Raw genomic sequence first — 17,844 nt, 5'->3', positions numbered from 1 at the left:
TGGCAGATACATTCTGATCTGCCATGCTCCACCAAACGCCAATCTTTCCAAACTAGAAACTCATTTATATGCAGTTAACTTGGCTTTTCTCATAAGTCGTTATTCTATTTCAAGCTTTGATATGAGGATACGTTTGCCGGTTGTATCAATTATCAATGCTATTCCTTGCTGGCGAACTTTGGTTCATGTTCGGGCGCCATTCGCATATGATAGCGACCTTATAAAAATTAATCCTGTTCATAATTTAAGATGTCCCTGACTCATAAAGACTATTTTAAAATCGCATTTCCTTTCATCGTTTCTACGGTAACCCAACCATTATTGGGGGCGGTGGACACCGCGGTGATCGGTAAACTCGGTGTGGCTGAGATGATTGGTGGTGTAGCGATCGGCACCGTCATCATGAATACCTTGTATTGGCTGTTTGGCTTCTTCCGCGTCAGTACTACCGGGCAAAGTGCAATCGCATTAGGTAAAAATAGCCCAGAAGATCAAGCGAGCAGCTTATTGCGTCCTTTCGTGCTTTCGCTCTGCCTTGGCTTGATTTTCATTGCGTTGCAGTCCGTGATTTGGATGGGGGCAGAGCTGATTATCTCCCCTGATGCAGTCGTGGCCGAAAACGCTAAGATTTACTTCGATATCATGATCTTTGGTGCGCCATTTGTACTTCTGAACTACACCGTGATTGGTTGGTTGATGGGGCAGGCGAAAGCCAAAGAAACCTTGTTCACACAAGTGTTTGGTAACGTGCTGAACATCGTGCTGGATATCGTCTTTGTGTTGTACTTCGATATGGGCATTGCTGGCGTTGCGGTGGCGACACTTATCGCACAAATCTCGACATTTGTTATTGGTGCGGTGCTGGTGTTGAAAACCTGCCGCTTCCCACTGTTTGATTACATTCAGACCGCGAAAATGACGCGTAAAGATCTCAAAGTCATTGCGTCTTCCAATATAGATCTGCTGCTTCGTACAGTATGTCTACTGGTGTTCTTCAACATGATGGCGCGTGTAGGCTCTCAACTAGGTTCTGATGTGCTCGCTGCGAACGCAATCTTGATGCAAGTGACCTTTATCGTCAGCTACATGTTCGACGGTGTGGCGAATGCGTCGAGCGTCTTTGCAGGTAAAGCGGTAGGGCAGAAGAATCCGACATTGCTTGATAACGTGATTAAGCTAAACACGCAATGGACCGCGGCGTTCGTTGTTGTCTTGACCTTGCTGTTAGTGCTGTTCAGACATCAAGTGGTGTCGTTATTTACCACTTTGCCAAACCTTGTTGAGCTGTATCTAGACATGAGCCCTTGGTTATTGGCATTCCCGTTGGTTGCTGGTTTTGGTCTTACGTTTTACGGCATCTTTACCGGTACAGGGACGACGCGACCAGTGCGTAACTCTACCTTTCTAACCATGGTGCTGTTCTTAGTGACCCAATTTATTGCGGTGCAATATTGGGGCAATCACGGTTTGTGGCTGGCATTCACTTTGTTCTACGTTGGGCGCTTTGTCTTCTTGTTTCGATACCTCGGTCAAGTTAAACAAAAGTGTCTTTAATACACACTGTCACAAATGACCTAAATTAGATGTTCTTATCACAAGGGTGGAGCCATCTGCCCTTGCTGATAAATCTGAAAAAGGTGATGAAATAACCTTTCCGACTGGTTTCCTTGCTTTAACCCGCATGATATTATTTGTGATGTTATATTATTACATTTAGTTTGATGCCGTGATTTCTCAACCAATACTCTCCGTTAATAATCTCAGCCTTACAGACTCAGAACGCACACTCTTCAAAGACATTTCTTTTGAGCTGTTTCAAGGTGAAGTTCTTGCCATTATGGGACCTTCCGGTATCGGTAAATCCATGTTGTCGAAAGCCGTCGCAGGTTTTTTGCCGTCAGATATTTGGGTAGACGGAAGTATCCAGCTTAACAGCAGTGAAGTCGCACAAACTGCCATGCTGCAACGGAGTCAATCCCAGCGTCCCGCGGTCATTTTCCAAGATGCACTTAAAGCGCTGAATCCATTGGCGTCTGTCGAGCAACAACTGTGTTTGGCATTGACGGGCAACAAAACACGCTTGTCTTCAGCAAACCGAGAAACGGTGACGACCTTGTTGTCTCAACTCGGATTTGCAGATCCAAAAGCAGCATTGGCGCAGCATCCAAGCCAGCTATCTGGTGGTCAGCGCCAGCGTATTTGTATTGCGATCGCCTTGCTTGGTAGTGCCAACTTGATCATCGCGGATGAGCCCACCAGTGCGCTCGATCCAATCACCGAAGCGGAGATCCTTGAGTTGTTCCGCAGCAGTGTTCAGCAACGCAACATCAGTGGTTTGTTGATCACGCACGATCTATCTGCGGCTTTGGCGTGTGACAAAGTTTTGGTGATTGCGGACAACACCATGGTGGCTTATGGCGCACCATGGCAAGCCATTCAGCAAAGTTCGCATCCTTTCTGCCAACAACTTGCGCAACTGCTGCCTTAACCTCATCTCTGGAGCCTATTTTGACTAAGCACAACTTGAGCGGGCACACGCAGCCTAAATCGGCGGAAGTTCGCTTTGAGCAAGCCAGTGTTCACTATTACTCCAAACCAAGTTGGTTAGGGGGCAAACCGTTTAAAGCGCTTGAACAATTGGATCTTGCTATCGACACAAAGAACATTGCGATTGTTGGTCCTTCTGGTGCGGGTAAATCGACCTTGATTGAGCTTCTGTTCGGTCTTCGTAAGCCCACATCTGGTGAAGTGTATGTGTGTGGTTATCCGTTATCGCGTAGCTCGGCTAAGCAGCGACAAGAGTTGTGTCAGCACATTCAGCTGATCCCACAAGAGCCGCAATCGAGCTTGAATCCTTATTACACCGTTCGCCAGATTTTACTGGAACCTTTGAGCAACATTGGTTTGACGCAAGAGCTCAACGAGAGGGTGGAAAAGGTGTTGGCGGATGTCGGTTTGGATCTCACATTGTTGGATCGTAACCCGCAGCAATTATCAGTTGGGCAAGCCCAACGTGTGGCTATCGCCAGAGCTTTGATTGTTGAGCCTTGCGTATTGGTTGCCGATGAGCCAACCAGCAGCCTAGATCCCGTCAGTCGTAAACAGATTCTCGACTTGTTGGCAGGCATTCAAAAGAATCGTCAGATGCGTCTGATTTTGGTGACACATGACCTCGATGCGGCACAAACCCTATGCGATGAAATCCTAGTGTTAGACAAAGGACGCGTTGTCGAGCACGGCACAGCACAGAACGTGACAAATAACCCATCGCACTTGATCACGAGAGCCTTGATGAGCGCTCAACACAAAAGTAATGAATTCACAAAAACCATTGGAGAGGTTTCTTATGCACCTTAGTACTCCCAAGTTAGCTTTGTCGCTGGCTTTAAGCGCACTGCTGACGGGTTGTTTTGACTCTGGCGAAAGCAAGCCAGAAGCGGAAAAAGCAGCCGCACCGCAAGCAACGGAAATTCGCGTCGCCATGATGCAACCACCACGCACAGGTTTGTCACCACTTTCAGATGACGCGTTCAAACTGTCACGTTGGAGCACGGCAGAAACGCTAGTGAACCTCAACGATCAGTCGATAGCAGAGCCTATGCTGGCAACGGAATGGGAACAAGTTGACCCGATGACGTGGCAATTTACGGTACGTAAGGGCGTGAAATTCCACGATGGTTCTGACCTTGATGCCAACGCGGTTGTGAACTCTCTGCAAAAAGCATTAGATGCCGCACCTAAACCACGCATCTTGGACGGTATCGAATGGCAAGTTCGCGCATTGGACGACTTCACTGTTGAAATCAAAACGACCTTTAACGATCCACTGTTGCCAAGCCGTCTTTCTAGCCCACAGCTAGCGATCCTTTCTGGTGCTGCATATCAAGAAAACGGTCGTGTTGTGCCAATTAATGCGGGTACCGGTCCATTCGTTCTGACAGAAATCAACGGTACAACCAGCGCTAAATTGAAGCGTTTTGACGGTTACTGGGGCGAAAAAGCAAAAGTAGACAGTATCTTTGCTGAATACGTACCAAACGGTTTTGCTCGTGCTGCAGCACTACGTACCGGTGAGGCGGATGTCGTTGAAGCCGTTCCTGTTTCGCAAATCGCGATGATGGAATCTTCACAGCTGCACGAAGTCGCAATGCCACGTACCAACACGCTTTACCTAAACAACAAATCAGATGTGTTTAGCCAGTTCGGTTTGCGTAAAGCAGCGGCTCAAGCGGTTAACCGTGAGCAAATCATCAAAACGGTTTACGAGAACCACGCCGATTCTGCAAAAGGTCTGTTAGGTCCAGCATTGGCATGGGCTCAACCAATTCGTGATGCGAACCCTCGTATGGAAACCATGGAAATGCGCCACGCGAACGGTGAGAAGATCACCATCGGTACATTTACCGACCGTGCTGAGTTGCCAGAAGTAGCGGTGCTGCTAAAGCAACAACTTGAAGCGGCTGGCTTTGTGGTTGAGCTAGACGTTCGTGAATACGCACAAATCGAAAACGATGCACTAGCAGGTAAGTTCGATGCGTTCTTGTTGTCACGTGCAACGGTGCTGGATTCTGGCGATCCAGTGGCGTACATGCAAAGTGACTTTAGCTGTAAAGGTTCTTACAACCTAGGTCAGTTCTGCTCTGAAGAAGTGGACGCAGCATTGAAACACGCTGATCGTCAACCTTTGGGTGAGAAACGCCAACAAGCGATCATCGAAGCAGAAAGCAAAATCCTTGAGCAATACGCTGTGATTCCACTGCTTCACGAGCGTGTAATCCAAGGTGAGAGTGATCGCGTGAAGAATGCACAACGTGACCCACGTGAGCGTCGCCTGATCGACCAGTTTACTGAGGTGAACTAACTCGATGTCGTCTGTTGCCAACATGCGTTCTCGTTGGAGCGCTTGTATGCCTGAATGGTTTACGCGTTTTTTGTCGCGCTTCCTGTCACTCGGGGTAGTGGTTGTGCTGGTGGGTTTGATGCCGGATATTGCCGGTATCGACCCAAGCCAATCAATCCTCCGTGCTCGTGCGGGTGCTCAACAATTGCTGACGGCAGAAGCTCTGCAAGCAATTCGAGAAGATCTTCAACTTGACCGCAGCGCTGCTGAGCGATTGTGGGATTGGCTGACGCTTGCCATGCAAGGAGACTTAGGTGTCTCTTGGGTGAGCGGCGCATCCGTGATGGAGAGCGTTCAACAAACCGCAAAAACGTCGCTATTACTGATGCTTACAGCGTTAGTTATGGCATTTGTAATGTGTATGGCGAGCGTCCTTTACACTGTGCGTCGTTGGCAACAGAATCGTTTAGACAAACATCATGACACGCTCAGTTCGGTGTTGGTCTCACTGCCTGAATACGTGATTGCTTCGTTGCTGATCATGGTGTTTTCCATTTGGTTGGGCTGGTTCCCGCCTTATGGTTGGCAAGGCGTGCAAAACCTCTGGCTACCAAGTTTGGCAATGGCATTGCCTGCTGCTGGCTTGTTTGGGCGCTTGCTCAATGACAGCCTCAAGCGTGTACTAGATGAGCCTTGGGTGATCAGTTGGCTATCGGCGAACGTCAGTAAGTTTCAAATATTACGCTTTGCCTTGTGGCGTGCTGTTAGTAACTTGATTCCTCAAATCGCAATGACGGTGATCGGTTTAACCGGCGGCGCGGTTGCTGTGGAGCAAGTGTTTTCCATTCCGGGTATCGGACGACTAATCTTAGGCGCGGCGAAGTCACAAGATCTGCCGATGCTGCAAGGTGGCTTGTTGGTGTTGCTGGTGTTCTCGATGTTGATCAGCAGTGCGAGCATCTTATTGCAACGCTGGTTACTCGGGCACAGTGTCACAAGTGGCAAGCTGATCAGCAGTCACAGTACGTTCCGTTTTACCCAAAGCACCACCAAACGCATCGTCAGTGCGACAATCTTTGCCTTGCTGATTGGTTGTGCGGGATGGGCGTTAATGCGCGATCCTTACACCATCCAATTTACCCGCCTTGAATCGCCAAGCTTAGCTGCCCCGTTTGGTGCCGATGCGGTTGGTCGAGATCTGCTTGCTCGTGTTGGCGGCGGTATGATGTCGACAATCAAAATGGGCATCATCGCAACGTTCCTAAGTTTGGTGATTGGTTTGTTGCTCGGCTTCGTGACTCGTTATAGCCAAGGCTTAATTGAGATCACCAAAGGTGTGCCATACATTGTGGCGGGTTTGCTGATTGCTGGTCTAACAGGAATGAACCCAAACAGTGCCTTGATTGCGATTGTTATGGTGTCATGGGCACCATTAGCAGCGCACTGTGCAAGTTTGTTGATGGAAGCCAAAGCGCAGCCTTACACGCATCTTGCGCCCATTTGGGGAACCAGTCAGTGGCGAGTACTCCGTTACTACTTGTTGCCTTATGTGCTGCCGCCATTGATTCGTCATGCGTTTCTGCGTTTGCCTTACATTACGCTCAGCCTGACTTCTCTGAGTTTTATCGGACTTGGCGTTAAGCCGCCAGAACCTGAGTGGGGCTTATTGATTGCGGAAAACTTGCCTTACATAGAGCGCTCACCATTGGGTGTCTTGCTACCAATCTCAGGCTTAGTTTTGATGGCAATTGCGGTGAATTTGATTTTTGATGACAAGTGACGAGCAGCGATAAAGTGAAGTGAGCGTCCATATCCCAGATGTAATCAGTAATTTGGTAATTTAGAAAACAAAAGGATGTGTTTTCTGCCAGAAAGTACACAGCACGGTCTATGTATATTGGAAGCACCTATAAATTAACGAGTATAAAAGTTACGCGAACTCAGATGTTTAGGTAGTGTTACTCTTTATACACACGTAATCCTTTATCCGTTAATTCTTGAGTGACCACTTCGGATAGGTTTCGATCGGTAATAATTCCGTCCAATTGCTCGATGTCTAATGCATGAAAGCTCGCTATCTGACCGTATTTAGTTGAGTCTGAGATCAGATAATTGGTTTGTGCCGCCTTGATGATTGCTTTTTTAACGAGAACTTTATTTTCATTAGGTGTTGATAAGCCTTTCAAGCTCCAAGATGAAGTCGAAATAAAGGCGATATCAATATTTAGCCCATTCAAGAACTCTGCGACTTTTCCTCCAATGGTAGATTGGTTCTCGCGGTCAATTTTTCCCCCAGTGTGGTAAAGCTCACATTCACTGTGCGTCATAAGGAAAGCAGCAATAGAGAAGTCATTGGTGATCACTAAAAGATCATTACGATTTGCTATTTGATGGGCGATTTCTAGAGAGGTTGTTCCCGCATCCAAGTAAATCGTAGCGTCTTGACCAATTAACGTAGCCGCCAGCTTACCAATTTGAATTTTTTCATCCGCTTGTTGCTCGACCTTCGCATCATGGGAAAGTTCGGAATGTAGAGCTTGAGCGAGTTGCACTCCACCAGAAACAGAAACGACTTTACCTGAGGATTCAAGCTTCACGATATCACGACGAATGGTCATATGTGATACGCCAAGGTGGTCGGTTAAATCTGAAATGCTTAACACTTCTTGATGTGATAACAGGGATAATATGGTTCTTTGACGTTCTGCTGGGATCATAGTTTCACTTCTATATTCTTGTTTTTCAGTATCCTACCAATCTTTTCATTTGTTGTGAATATCTGTGAATTATGTTCTCAACGTTGTAAGAACAGCCTTCGCTTGTGTTAACTGCTCGGAATATCTCTGCCCATAAAGAGGTATATATCACGATATTGTTAATTTGTGTGAAAAAATGTGATTCAAAGCGAGGTCTTAGTATTAATCTTCACATATAATCACATCAACCAAACAAGAATTAACAAAGTTTAATAGACCAGAAGGCATTGTTTTTATGAGTGAAGTTCAATCTGTAGGTGTTATCGGTTTAGGCTCTATGGGAATGGGCGCCGCAAAGTCATGTGTGCGTGCAGGCCTAGATGTCTATGGTTTCGATTTAAATTCTCAAGCGCTTGAAGAGTTAGGTTCATTCGGTGCAAAAGCAGTTTCTACAAATGCAGTTGAGTTTGCAGATAAGCTTGATTCGGTTCTAGTTCTTGTTGTGAACGCAGCTCAAGTTAACACGGTCTTGTTCAAAACCGGTCTTGCTAAAGTGCTTAAGCCGAATACGCCAGTAATGGTTTCAGCAACCATCTCAGCAGAAGACGCAAAACAAATTGAAGCGAAATTGGCAGAACACAATCTTGTGATGCTTGATGCACCGGTATCTGGTGGTGCTGCAAAAGCAGAATTAGGTGAGATGACTATTATGGCGTCGGGAGCGCAAAGCACATTTGATGCACTTGAACCAGTACTCAACGCAACGGCAGCTAAGGTCTACAACATCGGTGAAGCGATTGGCCTAGGCGCAACTGTGAAGATTATCCACCAATTGCTAGCAGGTGTTCATATCGCAGCTGGTGCTGAAGCAATGGCATTAGCGGCACGTGCAAACATTCCTCTTGACCTGATGTACGACGTGGTGACGAATGCAGCGGGTAACTCTTGGATGTTTGAGAACCGCATGAAGCATGTAGTTGATGGTGACTACTCCCCTAAATCTATGGTCGACATCTTTGTGAAAGATCTAAACCTCGTATCGGACACAGCAAAAGATCTCAAATTTCCACTTCCTCTATCAAGCACAGCACTAAACATGTTTTTGAGTGCAAGCAATGCTGGTTTTGGCCAGGAGGACGACAGTGCCGTTATCAAGATTTTTGATGGTATTGAGCTTCCAGGTGTAGAAAACAAACAGAAATAAGCGCACGTAAAACGGAGAAAAAATGATGTTATTAGGCGTTATCGCAGACGACTTTACTGGCGCAACAGACATCGCAGGTTTTCTTGTAGAAAACGGCATGCGCACAGTTCAGCTTAACGGTATTCCAAAAGAAGAGATTGATGTAAACGCAGATGCGGTCGTGATCAGTCTTAAATCTCGCTCTTGTCCTGTAGATGAGGCAATCGAGGATTCAGTAGCGGCGCTTAAGTGGCTGCAAGCAAATGGCTGTCAGCAGTTTTACTTCAAGTACTGCTCAACGTTTGACAGCACAGCAGAAGGTAACATTGGTCCTGTAACGGATGCACTGCTTGCAGAGCTAGGTGAAGCGTTCACCATTGTCTGCCCATCATTACCAGTGAATGGTCGCACAGTTTTCAACGGCCATCTATTTGTATTCCAAGACTTGCTAAGCGACTCAGGTATGCGTAATCACCCTGTGACACCAATGACTGATTCAAGCCTAGTTCGTATGATGGATGCTCAATCTCAAGGCAAATCTGGCCTGGTGAACTTCCAAATAATTGAACAAGGTCCAAAAGCGGTAATTGAGCGCTTTGAAGAGCTAAAAGTACAAGGCAACCGCTACGCAGTGGTTGATGCATTCAATGCAGAGCATCTTGTCACACTTGGCCAAGCGGCGAAGTCTCTAAAACTGGTAACTGGTGGTTCTGGTTTGGCTGCGGGTATTGCTAAGAACTGGATAGAGAGCCTTGAAGATCAAAGTGATGCGAAGCAAGAGGGGAACCCTAAAAAGGCACCAACCGTTGTGTTATCTGGATCTTGTTCTGTCATGACCAACCAACAGGTCGCTGTTTACAAAGAAAAAGCGCCACACTTTGCTATTGATGTGAAGGCGTGTCTGACGGAAGAAGACTACTCAAATCAAGTGTTTGATTGGGTCATGACCAACATCGAAAGCGAGTTCGCACCACTGGTTTACGCAACCGCAGATGCAGCGGCGTTAAAAGCGATTCAACAAGAGTTTGGCGCGCATGCTTCAAGTCACGCGGTTGAACAATTCTTTAGCCAACTTGCAATCAAACTTCAGCAGCACGGTGTGAAAAATTTCATCGTTGCGGGTGGGGAAACCTCAGGGGTTGTAACCCAAAGCCTAGCCGTAAAAGGTTTTCATATCGGTCCTCAAATCGCACCAGGTGTACCTTGGGTGAAGTCACTTGAAGGCGAGCTTTCTTTGGCTCTGAAATCGGGCAACTTCGGCGATGAACACTTCTTTGCCAAAGCACAGTCGTTTTTTGAATAGGTGAGGTTGTGATGAATAAAGAATTGATGACAGAACAACAACTGCGAGAGCAAATGGTCACTATGGCGCGCTCTATGTTTGAACGTGGCTATGCGACTGGCGGCGCTGGCAACCTTTCTCTAAAACTGCCTAATGGACACTTTCTGGCAACGCCAACTGGTTCTTCGTTCGGCCGCTTGATTGCTGAAGAGCTTTCGGTTGTGGATATTGATGGCAACCATATCTCTGGTGAAAAGCCATCAAAAGAAGTGGCTTTTCATCTGGCGATTTATCGAAATAACTCAAAGTGTAATGCGATTGTGCATCTGCATTCTACTTACTTGACGGCGCTTTCTTGTCTTGAAGGTCTAGATCGCGAGAATGCCATCAAAGCTTTTACACCTTACTTTGTAATGCGCATTGGCGAACTGCCAGTGATTCCGTACCTGCGCCCGGGCGACCCTCAGATTGCTGAAGAACTTGCGCAGCGGGCTAGTGACTACAGAGCTTTCCTCCTGGCGAACCATGGTCCAGTGATCACGGGTACGGACTTTGAAGATGCAGTGGATAACGCAGAAGAGTTAGAAGAGACAGCGAAGCTAGCGTTCATTCTTAAAGACAGCAACATCCGCTACTTAACGGATACTGAGATTCAAGACCTAAAAGGGAGAGGTAAGTAATGGCTAAATTCGCGGCAAATCTGACAATGTTATTCACAGAAGTTCCTTTTCTAGATCGTTTCGAAAAAGCACACCAAGCGGGCTTCAAAGCGGTGGAATACCTTTTCCCATACGCATTCGAAGCGCAAGAACTAGCAAGCAAGATACAGCAGTTTGGTTTTGAGCAAGCGTTATTCAACATGCCTCCAGGTGATTGGGATGCAGGTGAACGAGGTTTTGCAGCTATTCCGGGGCGTGAGGATGAATTTAAAACGAGCGTCGAGACTGCGCTGATGTACGCCAAGGCACTGAACTGTAAAAAGGTTCACGCTATGTCTGGCATTGTTGATTCTCGCTTCACTCGTGATCAGCATATTGAAACCTTTATCTCAAACATTCGTTATGCAGCGGATAAGTTTGCCGAACATGGTGTTGAGCTGATGATTGAGCCACTCAACAATCGCGATGTACCGAACTACTTTGTTGCACATCAACGTGAAGCGGTTGAACTCATCAAACAAGTGGCTCGTCCAAACGTGAAATTGCAGCTCGATCTCTATCACGCACAAATTATGGACGGTGATCTGAGTACGTTGATTCGCGATGTGGCGCCATACACAGGCCATATTCAAATTGCTTCTGTGCCTGAAAGGCACGAACCATCGGAAGGCGAACTGAATTACCCACACCTATTCAATGTTTTGGATGACTCTGGTTACCAAGGCTGGATCGGTTGTGAATACAACCCAAGGCATAGCACGCAGCTAGGCCTTAGTTGGGTTAAACCATACCTATAACAATTTTAATTTCTATCCATAAATAACTTGAAACCAATTACAAAAACAAAGGGTCGTGACTATGAATATTATCATAACTGGAGGGGCGGGTTTTCTCGGAACCCTACTTGCCAAATCACTACTAAAAGAAAACAAAGCTGAAAGTATTACTATTGTCGACATTCAAAAGTCGCGCTTAGAGGGCATTGATGACCGAGTCGTTTCTTTAGTCATGGATATGACAAAGCGAGAAAATATAGACCAAGTTATTACTGCCGAAACGACACACATTTTTCATTTAGCGGCAATTGTATCGAGCCATGCTGAGCAAGATTTTGATTTAGGTGTAGCTGTAAACCTGACGACCACACAGTTATTGCTTGAGCGTTGCCGTAAAGTAAACCCTAATATTCGTTTTACGTTTGCTTCATCTTTAGCTGTCTTTGGTGGTGATCTTCCGGAAACGATTACACCAATAACAGCACTTCATCCTCAGTCATCCTACGGGACGCAAAAAGCTATAGGTGAGTTATTGGTTAACGACTATGCCCGTAAAGGCTTTGTTAAAGCTGTATCCGTACGTTTACCGACTATTTGTATTCGCCCTGGGAAACCAAACCTTGCCGCTAGCTCTTTCGTAAGCGGAATTATTCGTGAGCCTTTGAATGCTCAAGAATCAAATTGTCCTGTAGACCCTACGCTAAAACTTTGGATATCGAGCCCGTCTAGAGTGGTGGACAATATTCAATATGCAGGGCTAATGCCTTATGAGCAGTTAAATAATCTGTCCTATAGAACGCTTAATTTACCTGGTATTCAAACTACACCAGCTGAGATGATTCAAACAATGGACACTCTAATGGGTAAACAACTTTCTAATTATATTACCTATGAGCATGATGCGGGTATTGATCGTATTGTGAGTAGTTGGCCACAAAAAATTTATTGTACTAAAGAACTGGAGCTTGGATTTAAAGCAGACAGTAATTTCAAGGATGTATTACAACAATTTATTTCTGTTAACAATATGGAGATTGTCTAATGTTACCAACCTCAGTAATTGGACTAATAGTAGCCGTATCAGTCCTTGTTTTTCTTGTATTACGTACAAAAGTACATGTGTTAATTGCGATGTTAATTGCGGCATGTATCGCAGGTATTATTGGTGGGTTAAGTGTTGACGACACGATTGCGACCGTTAGCAAAGGATTTGGTGGAACATTAGGCGGTATAGGGATTGTCATCGGTCTCGGCGTTATGATGGGGGCTATTTTAGAGGCTTCTGGAGCAGGAGAAAGTATTGCCTATAATTTTATAAAGTGGTTAGGAAAAAAGAAAGAAGAGGCCGCTCTTGCTGTAACTGGCTATATTGTTAGCATCCCAATCTTTGTGGATAGCGCGCTTATCATTCTTTATCCAATAGCGAAGTCTTTGTCAAAAACGTCCAATCGCTCGATTTTAACGCTTACGGTTGCTCTGGCGGGCGGCTTGGTCGTAGCGCATCACGCTATTCCGCCGACTCCAGGGCCTTTGGGCGTTGCTGGTATCTTTGGTGTCGATCTTGCCAGCATGTTAGGTTTTGGTTTGATGATCGCAGCGCCTTGTGTCATGGGTATTGTTTGGTATGCAAGATGGTTAGAAAAACAGTTTCCTGAATTCATTCCAACCGAACATTTCTCGAAGTCTAGTGAGCAACTGATTAATGATCACAAAGAGTACATTGCAAGTAAAGAAGCGAAAGACCTACCATCTTTAAGTAAATCTATCGCTCCAATTATTATCCCTATTTTACTTATACTTGCGAAATCAGTGATGGGTTTATTAGAGGGGACTTTCGGTTTCGAAGGGCTGACTGCAACAACATTTGGTCAATTTATCGCTTTTATCGGCAGCCCTACTATTGCACTATCAATAGCGACGTTATTAGCGGTTTACACATTGGGTAATAACCTTACCAAAGAAGAAGCGAATGAAAAGATGGAACAAGGAATCTCCACTTGTGGCATCATTTTGTTAGTAACAGGAGCTGGTGGCGCGTTAGGTGCCGTATTGCGTGAAACGGGTGCGGGCGCAGAGATTGCTAACCAAGTTGCAGGGCTTCCTATTTCTGCGGTTATGATTCCATTTATTATTGCGACGTTAGTTCGTATTATTCAGGGCTCTGGTACAGTCTCCATGATAACCGCTGCTTCTATATCTGCCCCAGTTTTAGTAAATATTCCTGACGTTAACCTTTTATTCGCAGCGACGGCAGCTACGATGGGATCTCTATTTGCTGGCTACTTTAATGACTCGCTATTCCATATTGTTAATCGATTAATGGGGGTGACTGAGGTTAAGAAACAACTCATTATTTGGACTATTCCAACAACAATTGCTTGGGCTATTGGTGGTTCATTAGTAATGATTCTTAACTTATTCTTCGGATCTCATGGTTCAATCTTTGATCCCGTGTTACCACTTGCTGTACTTCTGGGGTGTGTTGCATTTACAAAATCTTACAGCGCTAAGCACGTCGAATTACAAGAGGTATAAAGGTTTACTTGTACTCTTCCATAAAGTAAAAACCTATCACAGCATGTATTTTTATCAGATGGTTTAGAGATTGTTAATAGTATGAACGGCCCTATGTTTGGGCCGTTTTAGTTCTTATAAATAAACTATTTAACTTGAACCGATATAGGTTCCGTTTTCAACTTAATCAATATGAAATGGAATTGTTATTTCCCGCTTAGTAAGCGATTACCTATAAAGGATCTATTCGAGTTTAACCCTAGTGACTTTACTCTAGCGAAGTAGGGTTACTTTATATAAGAGTCCAGTACTTTTAATACGACTTCCATATCTTTTTCACGTTGAGTTTTGTCTTCCTCAAGTACAACGTGCTCAAGTAAGTGACCTTTAATTACTTCTCGCATCAAACCATTTACTGCTCCCCGAATAGCGGCAATCTGCTGCAACACATCTTGGCATTCATGCTCTTCTTCCAGCATTTTTTTAAGTCCATTCACCTGACCTTGTATTTTACTGACTCGAGTGTTGAGCTTCTTTTGATCTCTGGTTGTATGCGACATGTCTTATCTTCTTTAAGTTACGGGCCGAGTTATTCTAACTGATAATGTAGCACTCAATTTATACTGGGGGGTAGTATTTAATACTGGGGGGGAGTATAGTTTGCGATAAATTAGAATCAACAACAGAGAACAACAATGGATTTTGTCGCGTTACTACAACAAGGTAATGGGTGGTTCTTTATTCCCAGTGCCATTTTGCTTGGCGCTTTGCATGGTTTAGAACCTGGGCACTCTAAAACGATGATGGCGGCGTTCATTGTCGCTGTGAAAGGAACGGTCAAACAAGCCGTGATGCTGGGTTTAGCTGCCACACTTTCTCACACTGCAATTGTATGGTTAATCGCTGTTGGCGGGATGTATATTAGCCAGAAATTCACCGCTGAAGCGGCTGAACCATGGATGCAACTTATCTCTGGGGTCATTATCGTGACAACCGGCGTATGGATGTTTTGGCGGACATGGGCATGTTTCGCTTTCGATTACAGAGGAAGGGGAGCATCACCGTTTCCAATTGCGAACACTCAGCGGTAAACCTTTAACTGCTGAAGGTATCAAGGTTTCGGTATCGAGTGATGGTTATCAACCTGCTGATATCTATCACTTTATAGAGCGTGATGGATACTTGGAATCGGCGTCTTGCATTGAAGTCTCTAATGGACTTTCTGTCACTTTGATCATCGGGCACCATGATCATACCCATGACTTTGATGTACATTTCCGTTCTGGTTCTCATTTAGAAAGCGAAGATAAGGAATATCAAGATGCTCACGAACGCGCTCACGCTTTAGACATTCAAAAACGCTTTGAGAATCGAGACGTGACGAATGGGCAAATTCTGCTGTTTGGATTAACGGGCGGTTTGATTCCATGCCCTGCTGCGGTAACGGTTTTGCTTATCTGTTTGCAGCTTAAGGCAATGACTCTTGGTGCGACTTTAGTTGTGTCATTCAGTATTGGCTTAGCCTTGACTCTGGTTGCTGTTGGCGTTGTGGCAGCAGTGGGCGTGCAAAAAGCGACATCTAAATGGAGCGGTTTGAATGATGTTGCACGTCGAGCTCCTTACTTATCGGGCGTCTTGATCAGTGCAGTTGGTTTGTACATGGGTATGCATGGATACATATCGCTGACAAGTTAAACTCTGTGGTAAAGATTTTTTTCCTTTCTTTTTTATGGGCAATGGCTTCATGCCTGGGTTTGCATATTTTGCTGCCGATTCTTGATTGAGAATCACTCGATCTGACATCGCTGCCATATCTACAAACCAAGTCATTCTCGCTTCACCAAGCATCTCGGATTACAACCGCTGCGATTGTGGCTCTAATATCTGAACCTGAGATACTAAATGATAAAACGGGAGCACTGACCACAGCGCTCCCGACGGCAAAACGCTAATTAGCACTCTTTTCTTTAATGTTCGATACCAATTTGGTCGCATAGTTAAATTTAACTATGCAAACGTTTCCTTTTGCGTACTCGTCCCTTCGCCAAACCTCGTAGAAATGTGACGTTTTGAAGACTTTTTTTCCTTCTGTCTAAAGTAATCGGGAACCAAGCAGATACATAGTTATAAAGTTATGTCTTGCTCTGCCAAACAGACCCAAAATGCAGTTTGGTTGGTTTTGGAGAAGAAAGGCTTAGCGCTCGATTAATGAGCATCAATTGAATTGTATTGAGACAATTATAATGAAAAGAATCATCTTATTAGCAGTCTGCGCCATGTTTGGTATTGCTGTCGTGGCGAGTATGGCATCAACGTACCTAATTTCGAGTCAGAAAATCGATGACATCATCTTAAACAAATCCCAAGTTCAAGCTGAGTTTCTAGCGGGAAATGCGAGTTATATTTTGGAGAACTCAGCCAATCCAATGCAAGATTTACAATCGCTTGTTGAGGGGCTGAAACAACGTTCAGACGTGAGTTATGCCGTTGTAATTGACCGTAACGTAACGGCAGTAGCCCACAGTGATAAGCACAAGCTGAACAAAACCTATAACGATGAATATACTGTTGAAGGCGCGACGAGAGGTGTTCAACAGTACTCAAAGTGGTATGCCGATGTACAGAAAGTATGGGTGTTTGACATCATGGCACCAATTTATGTGGATGGTCAGTTATACGGTACTTTTGATATTGGTATTCCTATTACCGAAGTGAGCCAAGCGACGAATGGAATTATTACTTACCAGTTGATCTCTATGGTGGCGATCTTCGTTATGTGTGTTTTGATTCTGTCACTTCTGCTAAATAAACTGATGAGACCGCTTTCTGCGCTTAAAGACGCTCTACAAGACATCTCAAAAGGAGACGGAGACTTAACCGTTCGTTTGCCAGCGAAAGGTAATGACGAAGTCGCGCAAATTTCTTCTGCTTTCAACGTTTTTGTTGGGAAAGTACATGAGATTATTACACAAGTTGTAAATACTGGTGTGGAGCTTAATAGTTCAGCTGTCGCTTTGCGTGGGCAATCTCAGCAAGCGCTCACAAGAGGGCAAGAGCAGAACGAGCAAACCATGCTGGTTGTCACATCCATGAACGAAATGATTGCGACGGTCAATGAAATTGCCTCCAATGCTGCCGGGGCGGCAAATGCTGCGAGTGCAGCAAGTAATGAAGCGCAAGATGGCTACACGACGCTAGAAAGAACCAAAACGGCGATGACTAATCTTGAAAACGAGATGAACAGCACTTCCAACATTATCGTGAGTCTTGCTGAAAATACTCAGTCGATTGGTAGTATTCTAGAGGTGATTAGAGGTATTTCGGAGCAAACCAATCTATTGGCTCTCAATGCGGCTATCGAAGCGGCACGCGCTGGTGACGCTGGCCGAGGTTTTGCAGTAGTCGCTGATGAAGTTCGCAACCTAGCGACTAAAACGGCTCATTCTACCGATGAAATTGACAATATGATTCACCAGCTACAAACTGAAGCTCAAAGTGCGGTGAATTCAATGAGTAATAGTAAGACTCTTATTGAAGAAGGAACGGCAGAAACTGAGTTAGCTCGACAGGCTTTAGAAGCAATAGCTGCACAAGTGACGACTATTTCAGATATCAATACTCAAGTAGCAACCGCAACAGAACAGCAATCAACGGTAGCAAACGAAATTAATATGAACATGGATACCGTCAGCCACTCAGTGAAAAGTGCGCTAACGGCGAGTGAGCAACTAGAAGCATCAAGTCAACAACTCGCGGAGCTATCGCGAACACTCGATCGTCACGTGGGAGCGTTTAGAATCTAAACGCCAACTGACCCTTGACCCGTCCTGATATGGGTTGACACTTTTTAACTAAAACGCTCGATGTACTTCATCGGGCGTTTTGTATTTTAAA

At 45.2% G+C, this 17,844-nt stretch carries 14 protein-coding genes and 1 pseudogene; 13 read left to right on the top strand and 2 right to left on the bottom strand.

Going from position 1 to position 17,844, the window contains the following annotated elements:
• Positions 1–249: 249 nt before the first annotated feature.
• From R7Z77_RS20900 to R7Z77_RS20880, 5 genes are all read left to right on the top strand, one after another.
• The gene (locus R7Z77_RS20900; RefSeq protein WP_064354557.1) at positions 250–1,554 is read left to right on the top strand and encodes an MATE family efflux transporter; all 1,305 of its coding nucleotides are present in this window, start codon (positions 250–252) and stop codon (positions 1,552–1,554) included.
• 172 nt (positions 1,555–1,726) lie between these two features.
• Positions 1,727–2,488, top strand: coding sequence for an ATP-binding cassette domain-containing protein (locus R7Z77_RS20895; protein WP_079401269.1), 762 nt, complete (start codon positions 1,727–1,729; stop codon positions 2,486–2,488).
• Positions 2,489–2,508: 20 nt separating this feature from the next.
• On the top strand, positions 2,509–3,357 hold the full coding sequence (locus R7Z77_RS20890) for an ABC transporter ATP-binding protein (protein ID WP_213968065.1): 849 nt from the start codon (positions 2,509–2,511) through the stop codon (positions 3,355–3,357).
• Positions 3,347–4,861, top strand: a complete 1,515-nt coding sequence (locus R7Z77_RS20885; protein ID WP_064354559.1) for an ABC transporter substrate-binding protein — start codon at positions 3,347–3,349, stop codon at positions 4,859–4,861. The genes R7Z77_RS20890 and R7Z77_RS20885 overlap by 11 nt, the downstream gene beginning before the upstream one ends.
• Positions 4,862–4,865: 4 nt before the next feature.
• On the top strand, positions 4,866–6,620 hold the full coding sequence (locus tag R7Z77_RS20880; RefSeq protein ID WP_081248205.1) for an ABC transporter permease subunit: 1,755 nt from the start codon (positions 4,866–4,868) through the stop codon (positions 6,618–6,620).
• A 178-nt stretch (positions 6,621–6,798) separates the two neighbouring features.
• Here the strand turns inward: R7Z77_RS20880 and R7Z77_RS20875 are convergent, their stop codons facing one another.
• Positions 6,799–7,557 (bottom strand): DeoR/GlpR family DNA-binding transcription regulator, encoded by a 759-nt coding sequence (locus R7Z77_RS20875; RefSeq protein WP_005375354.1) that lies wholly within the window; start codon positions 7,555–7,557, stop codon positions 6,799–6,801.
• Positions 7,558–7,831: 274 nt separating this feature from the next.
• On the opposite strand from R7Z77_RS20875, the gene ltnD reads away from it, so the two are divergent.
• From ltnD to R7Z77_RS20845, 6 genes are all read left to right on the top strand, one after another.
• Complete coding sequence (gene ltnD, locus R7Z77_RS20870) at positions 7,832–8,740, top strand: L-threonate dehydrogenase (protein ID WP_064354560.1); 909 nt, start codon at positions 7,832–7,834, stop codon at positions 8,738–8,740.
• A gap of 25 nt (positions 8,741–8,765) precedes the next feature.
• Positions 8,766–10,022, top strand: a complete 1,257-nt coding sequence (gene otnK / locus R7Z77_RS20865; protein ID WP_031777204.1) for a 3-oxo-tetronate kinase — start codon at positions 8,766–8,768, stop codon at positions 10,020–10,022.
• Positions 10,023–10,033: 11 nt separating this feature from the next.
• Entirely contained in the window at positions 10,034–10,681 is a 648-nt protein-coding gene (locus tag R7Z77_RS20860) for an aldolase (protein ID WP_005385078.1), read from the top strand.
• On the top strand, positions 10,681–11,457 hold the full coding sequence (otnI, locus tag R7Z77_RS20855; RefSeq protein ID WP_005375365.1) for a 2-oxo-tetronate isomerase: 777 nt from the start codon (positions 10,681–10,683) through the stop codon (positions 11,455–11,457). The genes R7Z77_RS20860 and otnI overlap by 1 nt, the downstream gene beginning before the upstream one ends.
• A gap of 61 nt (positions 11,458–11,518) precedes the next feature.
• On the top strand, positions 11,519–12,478 hold the full coding sequence (gene denD, locus R7Z77_RS20850; protein ID WP_213895925.1) for a D-erythronate dehydrogenase: 960 nt from the start codon (positions 11,519–11,521) through the stop codon (positions 12,476–12,478).
• Positions 12,478–13,971, top strand: coding sequence for a GntP family permease (locus R7Z77_RS20845; RefSeq protein WP_005375369.1), 1,494 nt, complete (start codon positions 12,478–12,480; stop codon positions 13,969–13,971). The genes denD and R7Z77_RS20845 overlap by 1 nt, the downstream gene beginning before the upstream one ends.
• Positions 13,972–14,237: 266 nt before the next feature.
• Here the strand turns inward: R7Z77_RS20845 and rcnR are convergent, their stop codons facing one another.
• The gene (gene rcnR / locus R7Z77_RS20840) at positions 14,238–14,510 is read right to left on the bottom strand and encodes a Ni(II)/Co(II)-binding transcriptional repressor RcnR (protein WP_005375370.1); all 273 of its coding nucleotides are present in this window, start codon (positions 14,508–14,510) and stop codon (positions 14,238–14,240) included.
• Positions 14,511–14,645: 135 nt separating this feature from the next.
• On the opposite strand from rcnR, the pseudogene R7Z77_RS20835 reads away from it, so the two are divergent.
• Together R7Z77_RS20835 and R7Z77_RS20830 are read left to right on the top strand one after the other, a co-directional pair.
• Positions 14,646–15,645, top strand: a pseudogene (locus R7Z77_RS20835) (nickel/cobalt efflux protein RcnA).
• A 548-nt stretch (positions 15,646–16,193) separates the two neighbouring features.
• On the top strand, positions 16,194–17,753 hold the full coding sequence (locus tag R7Z77_RS20830; RefSeq protein ID WP_031778895.1) for a methyl-accepting chemotaxis protein: 1,560 nt from the start codon (positions 16,194–16,196) through the stop codon (positions 17,751–17,753).
• The last annotated feature ends 91 nt before the right edge of the window (positions 17,754–17,844 follow it).

It is taken from the genome of Vibrio sp. 1401, assembly GCF_033340295.1.
Note: the sequence above shows the minus strand (reverse complement) of the source record. Positions and strands in the feature narration are given on the sequence as shown.